This window comes from uncultured Acinetobacter sp. (assembly GCF_947626835.1).
Lineage (GTDB): Bacteria > Pseudomonadota > Gammaproteobacteria > Pseudomonadales > Moraxellaceae > Acinetobacter.
In genome coordinates this window covers 38,441-58,069 of the sequence record NZ_CANQTS010000002.1, presented here as the reverse complement: position 1 = coordinate 58,069, position 19,629 = coordinate 38,441, and the positions used below count along the sequence as shown (strand labels likewise).

Here is a 19,629-nt window from a genome sequence, read left to right as displayed (position 1 = left end):
TTTTGCTTAAATTGAAAATATATTAATGATTTCTTGAAACACTGTCATTAACAATTCGTGGTGTAACAAAAATCAATAGCTCACGCTTATCTTCAGATTTCAAATCTCTACGGAACAAACGACCCACATATGGCAAATCACCTAAGAATGGGACTTTGGTTTGTTGAGTTTGGGTTTCTTGCTCAAAGATCCCACCTAGCACCACAGTTTCGCCATTATTGACCAACACGTTGGTATTGATTTCATTTTTATTTAAAATGATCTCGCCATTTGGTGCTGTACCTGATGGTGAATCGCTATTGATTAAAAGCTGCATTTGTACTTTGCCATCTGGCGTAATACTTGGCGTGACTTCTAAACTTAATAAAGCATCTTTAAACTGGGTATCTACTGTTGTACTACCACCTGAAGATGAAGTGGTTTGATAAGGGATCTGTTGACCAGATGCTACTTTGGCCTGTTGTTTATCTGCGGTTAAGACTTTTGGTGTCGAAATAACTTCACCATAACCATCAGATTGTAAAGCAGAAAGCTCAAGGTCTAACATAAAGTCAGATAAACTAATTAAACCAAACGCCACACGACCAGCTGCGCCCGCCACACCTAAATCTACGTTTAAATTATCTGGACGTTGAATGTCATAGCCGCCATTTTCATTGGGTTCATCACGTAAATCCCACAAGGTTTGGTCACTACCACCGACCAGTAAGTGATCATTTTTATTAATCCCTTGTGAAACTAAGCCCCACTTGACTCCCATTTCTTTGGTAAAGTCGGTAGAAGCTCGTACAATACGGGCTTCAACCATCACCTGCTTGACCGAAACATCAAGTAAATCAATCATCTTACGAATTTGATCAATTTTGGTCGAGGTATCATTAATAATTAAAGTGTTGGTACGTGGGTCGACTGATACCGTACCGCGTGGGCTGAGTAATGAACCAACGCTATCACCCAGCAAATCACTGCCTGCAGAAGATCCACTGTTGTTATTGCGATTACCTGCATTACGACCATCGACAATGAGTTTTTCAATGTCGGTAGCTTTGGCATAACTCAATTGCACATACTCAGTTTGTAAGGGAGCAAGTTTAATGCTTTGCGCTAATGCTTTGGCTTCTTCTTCTTCAGCTTTGGTCAGCTCAGGAAGTGGGGCAATCCAAATCACATTACCATTATGGCGTTTGTCTAAATTCTTGGTTTTTAAGATAATATCTAAAGCTTGATCCCAAGGTACATCTTTTAGGCGTAAAGTGATATTGCCTTGTACCGTATCGGCTGCCACCATGTTAATACCGGTAAAATCTGCCAACAACTGTAAAACACGGCGCACTTCGATGTCTTGGAAATCAAGCGAGATTTTTTTACCATTATAATGCTGTACCGTACGCGTTACAGCTTGCTGAGCTGTCAAAGTACTACGATCTACAGGACGTTTAACTGAAATGGTCAATTTGTTTTCAGCTTGATAGGCCATATATTCATAGCTACCATTGGTCTGAATCGTCACGATCCCATTATTGCCATTGTTTTGCGCATCAATGGTTGAAGCAGGGGTGGCAAAGTCATTGACATTTAAGCGGCGTGCCAAGTGTGTTGGCACTTTGTTGCCTAAGGTACGTACGACGATTCTACTACCTTGCTGTTGTACATCAACAGGGGTATTTGCACCAGCTAAATCAATCACCACTAAGCCTTCACCACTTGAACCACGTTCAAAGCCAATATTGGTAATGCCTTGGGCTTGTTTAGCTGCAGCTACAGGGACTGCTGTTGCGCCAGTAGATGCCGTTGGATTGATTTTTAAGATGTAAGTGTTGCCTTCAACACGCGTCGTGAAAGCACCTGCATCTGCCAAGTTAATGGTTAAACGCGAACGTTCAGCATCTGACATGACATCCAAATTGCTCGCTTCTTTAGTAGCAATGGCAATATTGTTTTGTTTTAAGATTTGCGCGGTTTTTTCAAAATCCAAAATTAAACGTGATGGACTTTCAAGTTGATAAGCTTGTGGCTCAGGTGGTACACCGTTAAACATGACACGAATTTCAGTGCCTTGATTGGGTACTTGCATCGGCACAATATTGGTAATGCTGACTTGCGCATTGGCGACTTGCATTACGGCCATGGCTACAGTTGCCATCGAAAACTGACGGAATAAATTCATGGTATCACCATCCCCAAAAATAAAATCTTTCACACTATTCTTCATTGTTATTCCTTAAGGCGCTGCTGCACCAAGCAGTACAAGGCTACGTGGACGTTCTAAATACCCTTCACGACCATCAGGAATGATTTCGATCAGATCAATTTGTGTAGGTGTAATACGCACGATTCGCCCATGGTTATTGCCCATATAACTTCCCACTTGTACACGCTCAAGCTCACCATCTGGGGTTTGAATCACAGCGGTCACTTTGCCCGATGTACTGCGCATACTGCCTTTCATATTTAAAGTTTCTAAAGCATAACTTTCTAAAGGCTGTGGCGTACGTGCAAAGTTTGGATAAACACGTTTACCTGCCATAATTTTAAGTTCTGCAGCCAAAGAGGTTGGCATAAACGGACTTTTTAATTGATGGGCAGCATAGTCAAATGTAGGTACTGGCATAAAGACAGGTGCAGGCTCAATCGGTAAAGGTGGTTGATTACGAATCTCTGCCATCTGCTGATTCACAGTATCAATCCGTGAGTCACATCCAACCAAAGCTAAACCTAAGAGGCAGCTTAAGCTAATTTTGCTCATTTGCATTATGGCGTCCCCTCTTGAGCTGCTGTATCTGCGGCTTGTTCTGTAGTACCAATATAACGATAGGTCTTGGCATTCACTTTATAAGTGATCACAGGCACTTCAGCACGTTTTTCTTTACTCTCAACTGCTGAAATTTCAAAGTCATGTAAAGTGACAATACGTGGTAATGCAGCAATCGCACCCACAAAAGAACCAAAGGCGTGATAGTCGCCTGTGGCTTCCATTTCAATGGGTTGCTCAATAAAGAATTCTTGCTTGATTTCATCTTGCAAACGAATATTCTTAAAGCGCAGTCCTGCATTGACGCCCGTAATGTTAATATCTTCAACTAAGCCTGGAATCTCAGTTTCTTTAGGCAATTGCTCTAATTGTTGATTAAAGTTGGCCTGCATCTCAATCAATTGCGCTTGATACTGCTGCAAGTTACGCAACTTTGAATCCTTTTCACGGAATTCATTCAACAATTGTTGTTCTTGGGCACGGGCAGTTTCAATTGCATCTAACTTAGGTTTAATCGCTAAAAAATAGCCAATCGCCGCTGTCAGTAATAATAAAAACAACCAACAGGTAATTTTAACTGATAAAGGCCAACCACCGTAGTTACTGGTATCAAGGGTATTAAACTGTTGAAAGAATTTCTCAACGGTCATTTTCTTTTTGGGGCGAACTGCTTGATCTTGCGTTAATTCATCGAATTGTTCACGACTCATGGCTGTGCCCCCGCTGCTGTTACATTGGCTTCACTTGCAGGTAGCTCTTCTATAGCTACTGCATCCAATTTAATCTCATCAAGATCAACCGTGACCACAAATGCGCCATAACTGTCTTCACGGCGTGGCACTAAGGAACTTGCAGGTTTATCTTTGCTTTCTTCTGCCGCTAAGAATGAGTTCATAAAGGCATTACGATACCAAGATGACGCCTCTAAGCCACGCAATAAGTCTGCCACAGTATTTGGACTATCAGCACGTCCTTCGATGGTAAATTTATCAGCCTGACGTACAAACTTGGTAATATGCATGTTACTTGGCGTCACACGTACCAATTCATCGACAAGACGCACTGCGACAGGGCGCTGACCTTGTAAACCTTGAATCAGCTTCATGCGTTCTACAATGGCATCACGTTGCTCTTGTAAACCTTCTAAAGACTTCAATTGTGTATCAAGATTTTGATTGGTGGTCATCACCAATTGATTGGCTTGATTTTGATCTTCAAGTTTATGATCGAAGTACATCCACGTACCTACAACCCCTAACACCCCAATTAATGCCACGCCAATTGAAACTGCAATAAATTCTTTTTTTCTTTTTTCTCTTAGCTCATCACGCCAAGGGAGTAAGTTAATTCTTGGCATTAATCAAAACTCCGTATTGCAAGGCCACAGGCCACCATCAAGGAAGATGCATCTTTTTCAATTTTCTGCACATCCACTTTGCTTGAAAAACCCATTTGTAAGAATGGATTAGCAACTGTGACGCGATACCCGAGTTTTTGCTGGATCAGTTTTGCAAGCCCCGTGATATTGGCGTTACCTCCAGCCAATAAAATATGATCAATTTCATTAAATTGGGAAGAAGAAAAGAAAAATTGTAAAGAACGCGCTGCTTGTTGAACCACAGAATCTAAATAAGGCTCTAAGATTTCAGCTTCATAGTCATCTGGTAAAGTTTGAGTTCTTTTAGCACGACCCGCTTCTTCAAACGATAGACCATAACGGTTTTGAATATCTTGCGTGAGCTGCTTACCCCCAAACACTTGTTCACGGGTATAAATGACTTTGCCATGTTGCATCACAGATAAAGTGGTCATGGTATGACCAATATCTAAAATTGCAACGGTATTTACCCCAACAGGTAAAGTATCTGCAAAGACTTGATAGGCATTTTCAATCGCACAGCTTTCTACATCAGCAACCTTTGGAGTTAAACCGGCTAACTCTAAAACTTCTGAGCGAACACTAATATTTTCAAGACGTGTTGCAACTAAAAGCACTTTAACCCGATGAGGATTTGCTAGACGCTCAGGTAAAACCTCAAAATCAAGGCTCACCTCATCCAGTGGAAATGGAATGTATTGCTCAGCATCCATTCGAATTTGTATTTCACGCTCGTCATCGCTCATGTCAGCATCCATTTCAATGATTTTTGAAATCACCATAGACGTTGGCACTGCAAAGGCAGCCTGATCACTATGTGGGTCAGCAAGATTAATAGCACGCTCTAATGCATCCGCCACCGCTTCTACATTTAAAACGTTCTTTTCAACGACACTGCCTTCAGGTAAGGGTACAAGTGCATAGCTTTCCACATGATACTTACCATTCTTTACAGCGAGTTCTAAAACCTTAACAGAAGTAGAACTAATGTCTACGCCTATTAACCCCTTGTTTGGTTTACGATATAACCTAAGCACAATGTAGTCCTATTATTTTTTTATCCCCAAAAACAAAAATCCACTAACCGGTCTAGGTCTATAATTTTCTACAGATACAATAACTCATCTAACAATCCGTAAGTGTAAAGGCTATACTGACGACCAATTAGTTTGCCATTAGCTCTTATTAAAACTTACTTGTTATGAAAAAGCTATCTTGTTCGGGTCGTGTACATCCATTTTTTTTGAGCATAATTATAATTTTAGTCTCAATCCCAATGGGCTTTTATGGCATGTACCTCTATATTGCCCCATCTTTACCCGATATGTCGACGCTTAAAAAAGCGCCGCTTCTTAAACCTATGCAAGTATATAGCTCGGATAATCAACTGATTGCTGAATATGGTGGCAAACTTTCGGTACCTGTTGACTATAACCAAATTCCACAAACTTTTGTACATGCTTTTTTAGCCGCAGAAGATTCAGCTTTTTTTGAGCATAGTGGTATTAGTTTTAAAGGGCTTGGACGTGCGGTCACAGAAAGTGTTACAGGCTCTGATGTGCAAACTGGTGGTTCAACCATCACCATGCAAGTAGCAAAAAACTATTACTTAAGCCCTGAACGGACTTTAAAACGCAAACTGACTGAAGTTTTTTTAGCACGCAAAATTGAGCAAACTTTAACCAAAGAAGAAATTTTAACTTTATATGTCAATAAAATTTTCTTAGGTAAAAATGCTTACGGCATTACCGCAGCAGCACGTATTTATTACGATAAAAGCTTATCTGAACTGTCCATCTCGCAAATGGCGATGTTGGCAGGTTTACCCAAAGCACCATCGAAATATAATCCAATTGCCAATCCAGAACGTGCTTTAGAGCGTCGTAATTGGATTTTAGGGCGCATGTTGCAACTCGGTTATATCAACCAAGAGCAATATCAAATAGCAATCGCCGAACCGATCAATTTAAATACCCCTGATCGCAGTATCAGTAACCGTTTTCCCTATGTCGGTGAAATGGTGCGTAGCGAACTTGTGTCTAAATTTGGTGAGCAAGCGGTCGATTCAGGCTATAAAGTCTATACCACTATTCATAGTGAACGTCAGGCCTATGCCGAACAAGCGGTACGCGATGGGTTAGAGGCCTATGATCGTCGTCATGGTTGGCGCGGTGCAGAAGCACATGATAAACCTTTAAAAGATTTTATCCCCTATGCCAATACCTACCCTGCACAAGTGGTCAAAGTGAGTAGCAATTCCTTTGATGCCCTGATGCAAGATGGTTCAACTGTTACCGTGCCATGGTCAGGGATGTCATGGGCACGCCCGTATCGCAATGCCAATAGTGTTGGTGGCGCGCCAAGTCGTGCTTCGCAAATTGTCAAAGTTAAAGATATTGTACGTTTACGTCCCAATACCGAAAAGACTGCTTGGGCCTTAGTCCAAGTGCCAAAAGTACAAGGTCAACTGATTGCCATTAATCCCAATAATGGTGCTTTAGAGGCTGTGGTCGGTGGCTATAACTTTTATCAATCTAAATTTAACCGTGCTACCCAAGGTTGGCGCCAACCCGGTTCTATTATTAAACCTTTTGTCTATGCTTTGGCACTTGAGCGTGGTATGACACCGCATAGCATGGTGAGTGATTCGCCTATTACGATTGGCAAATGGACGCCTCGTAACTCAGACGGTCGCTATTTAGGTATGATTCCATTGCGTCGAGCCTTGTATTTATCACGTAATACCGTTTCAGTGCGTTTATTACAAAGCGTTGGCCTTGAACGTACCCGTCAGTTATTTATGGATTTTGGTTTACAAGAAGATCAAATCCCTCGTAACTACACCATTGCATTGGGTACCCCACAAGTTTTACCTGTACAAATGGCGACAGGCTATGCCACATTTGCCAATGGTGGCTACCGTGTCCAACCTTACTTTATTGAACGTATTGAAGATGCTTACGGTAAAGTAATTTACACCGCCAATCCTGAATATGCATGTATTCGCTGTATTGACTCTGAGACGCCAACAACAGAGGCAAAAGACATTTCAGCCGATGATGCTGCTTTTTTAGAAGCCGCCTCTGAAGCTCAAGCCGCCTCTGAACCTGCAACCACAGTTGCAGCTACAAGCGATACTAAAACTGTTGATACCACACAATACCGTCAAGCACAGCGTATTTTAAAATCAAGCTCAGCTTATGATATGGCCAATATTTTACGTGATGTGATTAACCACGGTACTGGCCGTGCAGCGTTAAAAATTGGTCGTGATGATTTAGGTGGTAAAACAGGTACCACCAATGATGCCAAAGATGCATGGTTTGCAGGCTTTAATGGCAAGTTAGTCACCGTGACTTGGGTTGGCTTTGACCAACCGACCACCTTAGGCCGCCGTGAATACGGTGGTGTAGCAGCGTTACCGATTTGGAGTGATTTTATGGAGAAATCCTTAAAAGGCACCCCATCGGCTTGGGTGAGTTTAGATACCAAAGCCAAAGCGCCACGTGACCGTAGTCAACCGCAAAGCCTTGAGCTTGAAGAGCCATCTCAAGATCGTGCGCCACCTTTAGCACGTCCTGTGTATCGTCCTGTTCCTGTGGCACCCAAACGTAGTGTAGAAAATGACTTTGCTGATTTACCAGGGGATGCACCTTTAAAACCTGTACGTGAAGCACCACCTCCGATGCAGGCTCAACCTACGCCTAAGCCAACACCTGCCCCAGATTCCTTAGAAAATCTGATTAATGAAGTAGAATAAAAACAGCCCGCAGTTGCGGGCTGTTTTTATTTCTTTTTAAACAGATAAATTTGAAATTGTGCAGCTAAATCAAATGTTTCATGTGCTTCTAAAGCTGCTCGACGTTCAGGTTTGGCTTTATAGGCATAAGGCGTCATGGCAATTAAATTTTTTAAATCACTTTGTGAGAGTTGCATAGGTGCATCAATCACGATGTCTTCAACCAAATCAAAGTCATCTTGAAGCTGTTCTACAAACTTGGCTGAATCATGCGCTTTTACTTCTTCAAACAACGCTTCACGCATGGCATATAAATGTTGCTCGGCTGGAGTGACCACCATTAAATAGCCATTGTCTTTAAGCACTCTTAAGATTTCTTGCTTTGGAATCGGGCTAAACAAACTGGTGCATAAGTCAATCGAAGCATCCAGTACAGGTAAAGTTGCGCCTGTACCCACCACCCAAGTAATGTCCTTATTGAGTTTTGCTGCCACTTGTACTGCATTTTTGGCAATATCCACACCCATACATTGCAAAACTTCAGCTTGCATAGCATTGGTGTAATAGCCCTCACCACAGCCAATATCGAGTAAGTTTTCGATACGTAAGTCAGCAATCTTTTGAACCACTGCTTGTTGTAATGGCGCGTAATGCCCTGCACTTAAAAAAGCACGGCGTGCTTGTACAGACTCGGGCGTATCACCTGGATTTTTACTGTGTTTGTGTTGTACCACATGTAAATTGACATAGCCTTGTTTAGCCAAATCATAACTGTGACGATTTACGCAGTGCCATGTTTTTTCTGTAAGACTCAATTTTTCCCGACATACAGGGCACATGAGTAGATTCATCATTTTCTCCAAAAACAAAAAAGCCGGCAAATGCCGACTTCCTTTTTTACGATTTGCTTAACGTAATTTTAAGGTCATTAAGCCTAAAACTACCAGCATAATTGTAATAATCCAAAAACGAATCACCACTTGGGTTTCACGCCAGCCTTTTTTCTCGTAATGATGATGTAAAGGTGCCATCAAAAAGACGCGTTTGTTACGCATACGTAGCGAGCCAATTTGTAAAAATACTGAAATGGCTTCGACCACAAATACACCGCCCATAATGGCAAATACGATTTCTTGACGAACCATGACAGCAATAGTACCAAGCATGGCACCCAATGATAATGCGCCCACATCACCCATAAACACTTGTGCAGGGTGTGCGTTATACCAAAGAAAGGCTAAGCCTGCGCCAATCATGGCAGCACAAATCACCACCAATTCTGATGAATATTTGACATACGGAATATGTAAATAGTTAGCAAAGCGGATATCACCTGCCAAATAAGCAAATACACCTAAACCTGCGGCAACCAACACAATCGGCATAATCGCTAAGCCATCTAAACCGTCGGTTAGGTTCACTGCATTGGATGCCCCATTAATCACCAAATAAGTAAAGATAATAAAGCCAATGCCTAAAGGAATAATCGACAGTGGAATGGAAATATCTTTAAAAAACGGGATTAATACATCAAGCATTGAAGCGGTTTGCGCCGCAGTTGGTTGCAAGGTTGCGATGTAATACAGGGCAATACCTGCACCAATTGAACCCACTGATGTCCAAAAGAATTTCTTACGTGCAGGTAAACCGGCATTATCTTTATAACGGATTTTAATCCAATCATCCGCCCAGCCTACAGCACCAAAAATCACCATTACCGCCAAGACAATCCACACATAAGGGTTACTTAAATCGGCCCAAAGTAACGTGGATACGCCAATCGAGAGTAAAATCAGTAAGCCACCCATGGTTGGCGTGCCCATTTTTTTCGCATGCCCTTCTGGTGCAAAGCTACTCACCGCTTGACCGTATTTTAAGGCTTGTAACTTACGAATCATGTAAGGACCAAGCGCCAAGCCAATCCCAAGTGCGGTTAACACACTGAGCAAAGCACGTAGCGTTAAATAACGCACCACACCAAACGAGTCATGATAACTCGCTAAGTGCTCAAACAACCAAAGTAGCATTTAGAGTTTCTCCATCAATTGCGCCATCAACGTTTCCATATGGGTAAAACGAGAACCTTTAAACAAGAAACTCATGGATTGCGTTTGATGTGTTTCGACTAGATTCATTAATAACGGTAAGGCTTGTTCTTGAGTTAAGAAAGCCTGCATTTTTTTACCATATTGGGTACTACGGGCACCTTCTTGTGTGGCAGGTGCAAATTCACCCACAGCCACCACAAAGTTAATGCCTTTGACTGAGACTAAATCACGACCAAGCTTATAATGCTCAATGGCCGCAGATGCGCCAAGTTCACCAATATCACCAATCACCATCACCCGAATGCCCTCTTGCTGGGCCAGCACTTCAGCAGCTGCGCGCATGGAGGTGGGATTGGCATTGTAAGTATCATCAATAAATAAATGATGTTTATGTGGAATAAAGTTTAAGCGACCTTTAGCGCCTTGGGCTTGTTCTAAACCGGTCACAATATCATCAAGGCTAATTTCAAGTGCTAAAGCAAAGGCCACCGCAGCTAAAGCATTGTCTACGTTATGCTCGCCTGCAAAAGGTAAGGTCACTGTGCGTGAACCTTGTGGGCTATGTAAGCTAAAGACGGTTTCTTGCGGCTTTAAATCAATATGGGTTGCAAAAATGTCGCCACCTTGACCAAAACTTAAAACCTTTTGATGGTACACCGCGGTTTTGATTTGCTCGCTAAAATCATCAGCACTTGGCACAATTGCCGTACCATCTTGGGCAAGATGGGCATAAATTTCTGATTTCGCGCGGCAAATACCCTCACGCCCACCAAATTCACCTAAATGCGCTGTCCCAATATTTAAAATACCTGCCACATGCGGCTGTACTAAATTTGAGGTGTAATCAATTTCACCTTGATGACTTGCGCCCAATTCCATCACGGCATATTGATGCTCAGGACGTAGCTCAAGCAACATCATCGGCACACCTAAATCATTGTTTAGATTGCCACGGGTAATTAAAGTCGGTGCGATACGCGATAAAATACTACCCAGCATTTCTTTGGTGGTGGTTTTACCGCTACTGCCTGTCAATGCAATGACTTTGAGCTGTGGGTTTTGCTGACGACGGTATGCACCTAAAGCACCTAAAGCCAAACGGGTATCGCTGACCACCAATTGGCAAATGTCTATATCTACAGGCTGACTCACAATGGCAACTTGACAGCCTTTTTCAGCCACTTGAGCAATAAAGTCATGCGCATCAAAACGCTCGCCTTTAAGGGCTAAAAATGCATCCCCTGCTTCGGCATGACGCGAGTCGGTTAAAATACGTTTAATTGTCCCTTGTGGCATTTGGTTATTATGCCAGTGGCCTTGTGTTGCAAGCGCTAATTCTTCGGCAGTCCAAGGCTGTAAAGTAGCCGTGCTGGTGGTTGAAGTATGCATGTTATTTTCCTATTGTGCTGGGTAGGCACGATCGGCCTGCTTTGGCATATTAAGCGCAGCTTGCACCTCGACAACGTCATCAAACCAATGACGTACCCCATTAATTTCTTGATAATTTTCATGCCCTTTGCCTGCAATGACCACGATGTCGCCGGCTTTAGCATGTTGAACTGCAAATTTAATCGCTTCACGACGATCATGAATTTCACGGACACAGTGCTGGCTAAAATCTAGACCTGCTTTCATATCACTAAAAATTTGTTCAGGATCTTCGGTGCGTGGATTGTCTGAAGTGAGTAAGGCAATATCCGCACCTTGTAATGCCGCTTGAGTCATTAATGGACGCTTGCCACGATCACGGTCACCACCACAGCCAAACACCGCCCATAGATCTTGTGCAACATGGCGTTTTAAAGTTTGTAACACTTGAATTAAAGCATCTGGTGTATGCGCGTAATCCACCACGAATAAACGCTCATCATCACGAATCACTTGCATGCGCCCTGGTGCACCTTTGAGTTGCGGTGCAGTCGCAATTAAATCGGCCAATGCAAAGCCTGCCTGCTCAACGCTGATCAGTGCTGCCACAAGATTTTCAATATTAAAGTGACCGAGCAATGGACTGTTGACTTTATATTCAGCCTCTTTTGTCACTAAGCTAAAGCTTGCCCCATTTAAACTATAGGCAATGTCTTTGACTTGATAATCCGCTGCTTGGGTTGTTGAATAAGTTAAAATTTTAGGCTGAGCAGGATTGTGTTGTGCAGCCGCTATCATGGTAGCTGCATAGTCATCATCTAAATTAATGATGGCCACTTTTAAGCTTGAAAAAGCAAATAACTGTGCTTTAGCTTCGGCATAAGCATCTAATGTACCGTGATAATCCAAATGATCACGACTTAAATTGCTATACGCTGCAATTTCAATGTTTGAGCCATTTAAACGACCTTGTTCTAAGCCGTGCGAACTGGCTTCAATCGCAGCAAATTGGGCACCTTGGACAGCATAATCATGCAGCGCCGTTTGTAAATGCAACGCATCTAAGGTGGTGTGCGATGATGCTTCTAAATTTGGCAAAATTCCATTGCCAGTGGTGCCCATCACAGCACACTTTTTACCTTGCAACATCATCAATTCAGCCACTAAGCGTGAAATGGTGGTCTTACCATTGGTGCCTGTGACCGCTAAAACACGTGCTGGTGTTACAGGTTGGCTATCTTCTAAATACTGCTTTTGCCATTGACCCATTAAATACCGAACATTGGGTACCACTACACTTGGTGCAATCTCTAAATCTGTCTCAGAAATGACAGCTAAAGCCCCTTGAGATAAAGCCTTTTGCGCAAATTCGGCAGTTTTTTCAGGTTGTGAAAAACTAGTCAGGGCAATAAAAATTTGCCCTGGCTGTACTTTGCGACTATCGAGTTGAAAGCCCTGAAAGGATTGTGTCATCCAAGCAGCGCTTTGGTCTGTGCTATACAGCTGTTGAAATGTGATTGACATGGCTCACCTATGACTTGGGCTTGTGGCTCTCTAAGGGTTTATCTAAAGGAACGTTGAGTAAACGTAAGGATTCTTGCATCACACGGGCAAATACAGGGGCCGAAACCGTACCACCGTAGTAGCTGCCTTTTGGATTTTCAACCACAACCACCATGGCTAAACGTGGGTCGCTAACAGGTGCAACACCAGCAAATAAAGCACGATATTCATTGGTTGAATAGCCTTTACGGTCTGCACGTAATTTATGCGCTGTACCGGTTTTTCCCGCTACACGATAACCTGGAATGGTGGCACGCGTTGCTGTACCGCCCGGTTGGGTGGCAGATTCCATCATTAACATCACTTGATCGGCAATTTTGGCATCAATCACTTGCTCGCCTTGCGGTAAACCTTCAAGTTTGTACAAACTTAACGGCATTTTTTTACCTTTATTGGCAAGCATGGCATAGGCATCAGCGAGCTGTAACACTGTGGCATTTAAACCATAACCATAAGACATGGTGGCCACTTCTGACACATTCCATTTGCTTGGTGGCAAGATTAAACCTGCACTTTCACCAGGGAATTTCACAGCCGAACGCTGACCAAAACCTAAACGTTTATAAAAGGTCGGTAAAGTTTCATACGGCAAAGATAAAGCTAATTTAGCCACACCCACGTTGGATGATTTTTGAATAATGCCACCTAAGGTCAATGCCCCATAATTATGCGTATCACGAATAGTATGGTTACCCACGCGCATATTGCCCGGTGCAGTATTGACTACACTATTAACATTATATTTGCCGCTTTCTAAAGCCATGGCCACCGTTAAAGGCTTCATGGTAGAACCCGGCTCAAATGAATCGACAGCACCACGGTTACGCATGGCATCTTTGTTTTCTAAGCCTTTTTTGTCGTTGGGGTTATACGATGGCCAACTGCTCATGGCTAAAATTTCACCGGTTTTAACATCGACTGCAATTGCGGTTGCTGAACGTGCATTATTGGCAATACCGGCCGCAGTTAATTCACGATACATAATATATTGCAAACGTGAGTCGATACTTAAGGTGATGTTTTCACCATGTTCAACTTCACGCAAAATATCTGGATCTTTAACGCGATTGCCTTTTTTGTCACGCAAAATACGTTGCTCCCCAGCCATACCAGCTAAGCGCGTATTCAGTTGCATCTCTAAGCCTTCAATCCCCGTGCTTTCGCTGTTGGTTAAACCAATAATTTGCGCACTGGGCTGTGGCTGTGGATAGTAACGTTTATAATTTTTCTCGGTATAGACGCCTTGGAAATTACGCTCCACAATCATTTGCGCTTGTGGCGGTGGCACTTCTTTTTTCAGCACCACATAACGTGAACTAGGACGTGCGTAGACTTTTTTGCGTAATTCAGCACGATCCATACCCACAGCATCGGCAAGTTCATCTAAATTCAGATTTTTTTCAGGCAATTGACGTTTTAATTTGGTATTGGTCGGGTCAACCGCCAACTTTGCCATGGTGTCGTCGTAGGTTTTTTTATTGCTAAAATAATCTTGTGGATCAATCACCACATTCATAATTGGGGTACTAATCGCAAGAGGTACGCCATGCCGGTCATAAATCACACCACGCATGGGTTTAATGGTTTCGGTACGCACCATGTTGGCATCGGCTTTATTTTGCAAAAACTCTTTATTGAGAATCTGTACATAAAAGGCACGCCCCAACAAAACCACAAAAACAGCCAAAACCACGCCCCACATTAAGTAAAAGCGCCACATGTCTATACTTAGGGTATTTTTTTCGGTAATAGACTGCTTTTTTTTGCGTATTGGTTTTTTTTGCGAATCGGCCATGCTTATTATTTCTGTTCAGGGTTCATCGGTAAAGAAATCACGACAGTTTGTGCTGCCGGAGGTGAGTACATGCGTAATTGAGTGACCGCACGCGTACCAATTTGCGCGGTTGCCCCAAAGGTTTGTTGCTCAATCAGCAAGCGCCCCCATTCTGCATTTAAAGCTTCTTTTTCGCGGTTTAAACTGCTGAGCTGACGATAATCGTGTCGATATTCAAAGACTTGAAACACCACCATCATCGCACTCGTAAAGACGAAAACTACCAAAAGCGCATAACTCAGATTGCGCTTGAGCGGCAGTTTGCTCTCACTTGGATCAACAGTTTGCTCTTGGTTTTTCATTATTCGCCTTTGTTTGCTAAACGTTCCGCTACACGCAACCATGCACTACGTGAACGTGGATTGGCCTTTACTTCTGCTTCACTGGCCTTTACACGATCGACTTTCTTTAAACGACGGTTATCTTGTTGTTGCTGAGGTAAACCCCAACCATGATCTTCAGGCAGGGTTGATTCTTTTTGAATAAATTGCTTAATTAAACGATCTTCAAGCGAGTGAAAGCTAATCACGGCTAAACGCGCTTTTGGCTTTAGTACTTCAACCGCTTGCGGTAAAAATACCTCTACATCTTCTAATTCTTTATTAATGGCAATACGAATGGCTTGGAAAGTACGCGTCGCTGCGTGCTTATTTTTTTCCCATTTGGGATGCGCCACTTTTACAATTTCAGCCAACTCACCAGTCGTTGCAATATAACCTGCATGTTTAATGGCTTTAGCAATACGGCGGCTATAACGTTCTTCACCATATTGATAAATCACATTGGCCAATTGCTCTTCTTCAATATTCACTAACCACTCAGCAGCCGTTGGACCTTTAGAGTTGTCCATACGCATATCCAACGGACCACTGTGCATAAAGCTAAAACCACGCTCAGCTTGGTCCAATTGTGGGGATGAAACGCCTAAATCCGCCATGACACCATCGACAAAATCTACACCACGCGCAGCAAGTTCTTGTTTTAAATCTGCAAAACTGGCATGAATAATTTCAAAGCGTGAATCTTCTTGCTCAAGTTGACGTGCTGTTTCTAAAGCCTGTGGGTCTTTATCAAAACCATACACTTTGGCATTGGCATCCAGTTTAGACAGCAATAAACGCGTGTGACCGCCACGACCAAAAGTGCCGTCTACATAAATTCCTGTATTGCGCTCTGCCAACAAGGCATCAACAGTTTCGTGAAGTAATACAGAAATATGGGACATAGCACTCTTTTAAAATTCAACACAATGGTAACTGCGCATTATCACCTGATTTAAGCCAAGCGCCAAACGACTTTTTGTAGGGAATTTTTATTTATCATAGAGAAAACCGTTTTAAATGCAAAAAAGCCCCAAAAATGGGGCTTCTTGACGCAGCTATTAACGTTTTGAATTATAGATTTGATCGAAGATCGCGCCATTTACAAAGTGAGTTTGTTGCGCTTTTGCCCAACCACCAAACACTTCATCAATGGTAAAGGTATTTAGCTTTGGAAATTGATGTGAATATTTGGCTAAAATTTCTGCATTACGTGGACGATAGAAATGACGTGCTGCCATATCTTGACCCAATGGTGAATACAAATAGTTGATATAGCCTTGTGCTAACCATTTATTGCCATTTTTCTCAACTGTTTTATCGACAATCGCAACAGATGGCTCAGTTAAAATGGTCATTGATGGATACACAATATCAAATTTACCCTTGCCTAACGCTTTTTGCGTGACTAAAGCTTCGTTTTCCCAAGTGAGTAACACATCCCCAATGCCACGTTCAGCAAATGTGGTCATTGAGGCACGTGCTGCCGAGTCCATGACTTTGACGTTATGGTACATCTTGCCAACAAACTCTTTGGCTTTGGCTTCATTACCACCCGGTTGTTTAAGTGCATAACCCCAAGCCGATAAATACACCCAACGTGGTAGACCACCGGTTTTTGGGTTAGGAGTAATAATTTGCACACCCGGTTTAGTCAAATCTGACCAATCCTTAATGCCCTTAGGATTGCCTTTGCGTACCATAAACACAATCGCTGAGGTATATGGCGCTGAGTTATGTTTAAACTCTTTTTGCCAACCCGGCTGGATTTGGCCTGATTTAACAATTTCTTCAATGTCATTGGCAAGTGCTAGGGTCACTACGTCGCCTTTTAAGCCATCCACCACCGAACGTGCTTGTTTGCCCGAACCACCGTGTGATTGTTTAAACGCAACCGAAAGACCGGTTTTACTTTGCCAATATTGACCAAATGATTTATTGAATTCATCATAGAACTCACGTGTTGCATCATAAGAAACGTTTAAAAATTCACGGTCTGCCGCCTGAGCAGAGGTACCAAAAGCCAAGCTACTAAACAGTAGCACTGCGCCAACTAAAGACTTCAATTGAGTTTTCATGACAGCATTAAGTCCGTTATCTAAATTAGTGCTAAATATATGAAATATACTTATAAATCGCAAATTTACGCATGAGTGAGGTTTGTTTAAAAAATCGCTGAATATTTCCTTAAAAATTTGTTTTTTATTGGGATTTTTATTCATTGACTGTTATATAGATTTTTATGCATAACATATGCATAAAAGATATATTCAAATTTATCATTCTATTAAAACATACTTAGCTTAGCCGCTTTAGCTTAATTTTCGTAACATTTATATAAGATTAAGCTAAGTTGCAGATTTGCATGTTTGTTTAAATATTGATTAACTAAGTGCCAAATGTGCGCGTCTTCACTTAATCTTCATACTTGTTTGTTAATAATAATGTCTATAGGCAATCGGTAAGTTTAAGTTGAGCACTGTCTATTGATTGTAACTCAGCGCCATTGTATCAAGCTTTAAAACAGGCTTTACTTTATGTCAAAAAGGGGACATCCATGTTTAAACATATTGCCATTGTTGTACTGTCACTGTGCGTATTGTCAAATGCACAGGCGGCCAGCTTAAAAAGTAATACCCAAGCAAAAGTAAAATCGCCTGAACAAAGTTTGATTGAAAAAGCCTTAACCCAAAAACAGGAAAATCCTGAGTTAAATGGCAGCAACTTAAAATTAGTCACCAGTATGAAGAACAAGCCAAGCCAAAGTATTTTAGCGGCGCAAAACCAAAGTTTTTCACGTTTTGTGCAGTCTTTATTTAGTTCTAATTCTTAATATCAGACAACAAGCGCACGTTGCCCTTTTGCGTGTGCTTTATGAATTTGAGCCCAATTAACAGCAATGTAATTGGGCTTTTTCGTTATAATGGTCTTTAGTTACTTTTCTAAAGATAAAGAGTGTTATGACCGTTCGTACTCGTATTGCCCCATCTCCTACCGGTTTTCCACATGTAGGGACTGCTTATATTGCATTGTTTAACCTCTGCTATGCTAAACAGCACGGTGGGGAATTCATTTTACGTATTGAAGATACCGATCAATTACGCTCAACCCCTGAATCTGAGAAAATGATTTTGGATTCGCTGCGTTGGTTAGGTCTAAATTGGTCGGAAGGTCCAGATGTTGGCGGTCCACACGCACCTTATCGTCAATCTGAACGTATGCATATTTACAAGCAATACGCTTTAGAACTGATTGAAAAAGGCCATGCATTCTACTGTTTCGCAACCGCGGAAGAGTTAGATCAAATGCGTATTGAGCAACAAGCACGTGGTGAAAGCCCTCGCTATGACGGCCGTGGTTTACTCTTGTCACAAGAAGAAGTGGAACGTCGTTTAGCTGCAGGCGAACCGCATGTGATTCGTATGAAAGTGCCGACTGAAGGTACTTGTAAGATTGATGATTTACTGCGTGGCGAAGTGGAAATTCCATGGGCACAAGTCGACATGCAAGTGCTCCTCAAAACTGATGGCTTACCGACTTACCATTTGGCCAATGTGGTTGATGACCATTTAATGGAAATCACCCATGTGTTCCGTGGCGAAGAGTGGTTACCATCTGCACCTAAACACCAATTACTGTACCAATATTTTGGTTGGAACATGCCTGTGCTGTGCCACATGCCTTTATTACGTAACCCTGACAAATCAAAACTGTCTAAACGTAAAAACCCAACCTCAATTAACTATTACAAAGATATTGGTGTACTGCCTGAAGCCTTACTGAATTATTTAGGTCGTATGGGTTGGTCAATGCCAGATGAGCGTGAAAAATTCACCCTTGCCGAGATGATTGAGAACTTTGACATTCAACGTGTCTCTTTAGGTGGCCCAATTTTTGATGTTGAAAAACTCAATTGGCTCAATGGTCAGTGGATCAAAGGTTTAACCCCAAGCGAGTTGCTAGATACTTTATTGGCTTGGAAAGCAGATCGCCAAACTTTAGAAGATATTGCAGCGGCAATTCAGCCACGTATTAATTTATTGTCTGAAGCGGTCAATTGGTCAGCGCATTACTTTAATCACTTCCCTACGCTGTCTAAAGAGCAGTTCGAAAGTAAAAAACTTTCTGAGGAACAAGTGCGTCAAAGCTTACAGTTTGCCATTTGGCGTTTAGAAAGCATGTTTACATGGAACAATGACACTGTTAGCCAAACCTTAATGGACTTAGCCACACAAATGGAAATCAAACTACGTGATTTCATGCCTGCGTTCTTTATTGCGATTGCCGGTTCAACCGCATCTACGCCTGTCATGCAAACCATGGTGACGATTGGCCCTGATTTAACCTTTGCACGTTTACGTCATGCTTTAGACATTGTGGGTGGTCCAAGCAAAAAAGAGCTTAAAGTGTGGGAAAAACTCAATCAAAGCTTGCAATTGCCTAAAAATGAAGCGGTTGATGACGCTTAATTAAAAAAACATATTGACGTGTGGTGGTGAAATCCTTAATATAGCCACCACACAGACTGGGGTCATAGCTCAGTTGGTAGAGCGCTACAATGGCATTGTAGAGGTCAGGAGTTCGATCCTCCTTGACTCCACCAAAGTTGTTCTTACCTGTGTTGCCT

Annotated in this window: 16 protein-coding genes and 1 tRNA gene; 4 read left to right on the top strand and 13 right to left on the bottom strand. The window is 42.2% G+C overall.

Annotated features, from left to right (window positions below):
- Positions 1-22 precede the first annotated feature (22 nt).
- Genes Q0Z55_RS01785 through Q0Z55_RS01765 form a run of 5 tightly spaced genes read right to left on the bottom strand, consistent with a single transcriptional unit; the run spans position 23 to position 5,167 of the window.
- On the bottom strand, positions 23-2,212 hold the full coding sequence (locus tag Q0Z55_RS01785) for a type IV pilus secretin PilQ (RefSeq protein WP_297423430.1): 2,190 nt from the start codon (positions 2,210-2,212) through the stop codon (positions 23-25).
- A 9-nt stretch (positions 2,213-2,221) separates the two neighbouring features.
- Complete coding sequence (locus Q0Z55_RS01780) at positions 2,222-2,752, bottom strand: pilus assembly protein PilP (protein ID WP_297423427.1); 531 nt, start codon at positions 2,750-2,752, stop codon at positions 2,222-2,224.
- Positions 2,752-3,462, bottom strand: a complete 711-nt coding sequence (locus tag Q0Z55_RS01775; protein WP_297423424.1) for a type 4a pilus biogenesis protein PilO — start codon at positions 3,460-3,462, stop codon at positions 2,752-2,754. The genes Q0Z55_RS01780 and Q0Z55_RS01775 overlap by 1 nt, the downstream gene beginning before the upstream one ends.
- Positions 3,459-4,109, bottom strand: a complete 651-nt coding sequence (locus tag Q0Z55_RS01770; RefSeq protein WP_297423422.1) for a PilN domain-containing protein — start codon at positions 4,107-4,109, stop codon at positions 3,459-3,461. Before Q0Z55_RS01770 ends, Q0Z55_RS01775 begins: the two co-directional genes overlap by 4 nt.
- A complete protein-coding gene (locus Q0Z55_RS01765) occupies positions 4,109-5,167 on the bottom strand; it encodes a pilus assembly protein PilM (RefSeq protein ID WP_297423419.1) in 1,059 nt (352 codons plus the stop codon). Before Q0Z55_RS01765 ends, Q0Z55_RS01770 begins: the two co-directional genes overlap by 1 nt.
- 164 nt (positions 5,168-5,331) lie before the next feature.
- On the opposite strand from Q0Z55_RS01765, the gene ponA reads away from it, so the two are divergent.
- Positions 5,332-7,890 (top strand): penicillin-binding protein PBP1a, encoded by a 2,559-nt coding sequence (gene ponA / locus Q0Z55_RS01760; protein ID WP_297423417.1) that lies wholly within the window; start codon positions 5,332-5,334, stop codon positions 7,888-7,890.
- A 26-nt stretch (positions 7,891-7,916) separates the two neighbouring features.
- Here the strand turns inward: ponA and Q0Z55_RS01755 are convergent, their stop codons facing one another.
- The 8 genes from Q0Z55_RS01755 to Q0Z55_RS01720 all read right to left on the bottom strand — a co-directional run bounded on the left by Q0Z55_RS01755 (position 7,917) and on the right by Q0Z55_RS01720 (position 17,080).
- Positions 7,917-8,720, bottom strand: a complete 804-nt coding sequence (locus Q0Z55_RS01755) for a putative RNA methyltransferase (protein WP_297423414.1) — start codon at positions 8,718-8,720, stop codon at positions 7,917-7,919.
- A gap of 57 nt (positions 8,721-8,777) precedes the next feature.
- Positions 8,778-9,896 (bottom strand): phospho-N-acetylmuramoyl-pentapeptide-transferase, encoded by a 1,119-nt coding sequence (gene mraY / locus Q0Z55_RS01750; protein ID WP_297423411.1) that lies wholly within the window; start codon positions 9,894-9,896, stop codon positions 8,778-8,780.
- Positions 9,897-11,306 (bottom strand): UDP-N-acetylmuramoyl-tripeptide--D-alanyl-D-alanine ligase, encoded by a 1,410-nt coding sequence (gene murF, locus Q0Z55_RS01745; protein WP_297423407.1) that lies wholly within the window; start codon positions 11,304-11,306, stop codon positions 9,897-9,899. It abuts the gene before it with no gap.
- Positions 11,307-11,315: 9 nt separating this feature from the next.
- Positions 11,316-12,809 carry a UDP-N-acetylmuramoyl-L-alanyl-D-glutamate--2,6-diaminopimelate ligase gene (locus tag Q0Z55_RS01740; protein WP_297423404.1) on the bottom strand — a complete coding sequence of 498 codons (1,494 nt, stop codon included), beginning with the start codon at positions 12,807-12,809 and terminating at the stop codon, positions 11,316-11,318.
- A 7-nt stretch (positions 12,810-12,816) separates the two neighbouring features.
- The gene (ftsI, locus tag Q0Z55_RS01735) at positions 12,817-14,643 is read right to left on the bottom strand and encodes a penicillin-binding protein PBP3 (RefSeq protein ID WP_297423401.1); all 1,827 of its coding nucleotides are present in this window, start codon (positions 14,641-14,643) and stop codon (positions 12,817-12,819) included.
- A 5-nt stretch (positions 14,644-14,648) separates the two neighbouring features.
- Positions 14,649-14,984: a cell division protein FtsL gene (gene ftsL, locus Q0Z55_RS01730; protein WP_297423398.1), complete on the bottom strand. Its 336-nt coding sequence runs from the start codon at positions 14,982-14,984 to the stop codon at positions 14,649-14,651.
- Positions 14,984-15,907, bottom strand: a complete 924-nt coding sequence (gene rsmH, locus Q0Z55_RS01725; protein WP_297423395.1) for a 16S rRNA (cytosine(1402)-N(4))-methyltransferase RsmH — start codon at positions 15,905-15,907, stop codon at positions 14,984-14,986. The genes ftsL and rsmH overlap by 1 nt, the downstream gene beginning before the upstream one ends.
- A 156-nt stretch (positions 15,908-16,063) precedes the next feature.
- The gene (locus Q0Z55_RS01720) at positions 16,064-17,080 is read right to left on the bottom strand and encodes a sulfate ABC transporter substrate-binding protein (protein WP_297423392.1); all 1,017 of its coding nucleotides are present in this window, start codon (positions 17,078-17,080) and stop codon (positions 16,064-16,066) included.
- Positions 17,081-17,559: 479 nt separating this feature from the next.
- Between Q0Z55_RS01720 and Q0Z55_RS01715 the strand changes: the two genes are divergently transcribed.
- The 3 genes from Q0Z55_RS01715 (at position 17,560) to Q0Z55_RS01705 (ending at position 19,605) form a co-directional block, all read left to right on the top strand.
- Entirely contained in the window at positions 17,560-17,835 is a 276-nt protein-coding gene (locus Q0Z55_RS01715) for a hypothetical protein (protein ID WP_297423389.1), read from the top strand.
- A gap of 127 nt (positions 17,836-17,962) precedes the next feature.
- On the top strand, positions 17,963-19,471 hold the full coding sequence (gltX, locus tag Q0Z55_RS01710) for a glutamate--tRNA ligase (RefSeq protein ID WP_297423386.1): 1,509 nt from the start codon (positions 17,963-17,965) through the stop codon (positions 19,469-19,471).
- A gap of 58 nt (positions 19,472-19,529) precedes the next feature.
- Positions 19,530-19,605, top strand: a tRNA-Ala gene (locus Q0Z55_RS01705).
- Positions 19,606-19,629: the final 24 nt, after the last annotated feature.

Excerpts from the sequence above, each read along its gene's own strand:
- Q0Z55_RS01775 (WP_297423424.1), bottom strand. The coding sequence starts at position 3,462 with ATGAGTCGTGAACAATTCGATGAATTAACGCAAGATCAAGCAGTTCGC.
- gltX (WP_297423386.1), top strand. The coding sequence starts at position 17,963 with ATGACCGTTCGTACTCGTATTGCCCCATCTCCTACCGGTTTTCCACAT.
- mraY (WP_297423411.1), bottom strand. The coding sequence starts at position 9,896 with ATGCTACTTTGGTTGTTTGAGCACTTAGCGAGTTATCATGACTCGTTT.
- Q0Z55_RS01740 (WP_297423404.1), bottom strand. The coding sequence starts at position 12,809 with ATGTCAATCACATTTCAACAGCTGTATAGCACAGACCAAAGCGCTGCT.
- Q0Z55_RS01785 (WP_297423430.1), bottom strand. The coding sequence starts at position 2,212 with ATGAAGAATAGTGTGAAAGATTTTATTTTTGGGGATGGTGATACCATG.
- ponA (WP_297423417.1), top strand. The coding sequence starts at position 5,332 with ATGAAAAAGCTATCTTGTTCGGGTCGTGTACATCCATTTTTTTTGAGC.
- rsmH (WP_297423395.1), bottom strand. The coding sequence starts at position 15,907 with ATGTCCCATATTTCTGTATTACTTCACGAAACTGTTGATGCCTTGTTG.
- Q0Z55_RS01780 (WP_297423427.1), bottom strand. The coding sequence starts at position 2,752 with ATGCAAATGAGCAAAATTAGCTTAAGCTGCCTCTTAGGTTTAGCTTTG.
- ftsI (WP_297423401.1), bottom strand. The coding sequence starts at position 14,643 with ATGGCCGATTCGCAAAAAAAACCAATACGCAAAAAAAAGCAGTCTATT.
- Q0Z55_RS01715 (WP_297423389.1), top strand. The coding sequence starts at position 17,560 with ATGTTTAAACATATTGCCATTGTTGTACTGTCACTGTGCGTATTGTCA.
- murF (WP_297423407.1), bottom strand. The coding sequence starts at position 11,306 with ATGCATACTTCAACCACCAGCACGGCTACTTTACAGCCTTGGACTGCC.
- ftsL (WP_297423398.1), bottom strand. The coding sequence starts at position 14,984 with ATGAAAAACCAAGAGCAAACTGTTGATCCAAGTGAGAGCAAACTGCCG.
- Q0Z55_RS01720 (WP_297423392.1), bottom strand. The coding sequence starts at position 17,080 with ATGAAAACTCAATTGAAGTCTTTAGTTGGCGCAGTGCTACTGTTTAGT.
- Q0Z55_RS01770 (WP_297423422.1), bottom strand. The coding sequence starts at position 4,109 with ATGCCAAGAATTAACTTACTCCCTTGGCGTGATGAGCTAAGAGAAAAA.
- Q0Z55_RS01755 (WP_297423414.1), bottom strand. The coding sequence starts at position 8,720 with ATGAATCTACTCATGTGCCCTGTATGTCGGGAAAAATTGAGTCTTACA.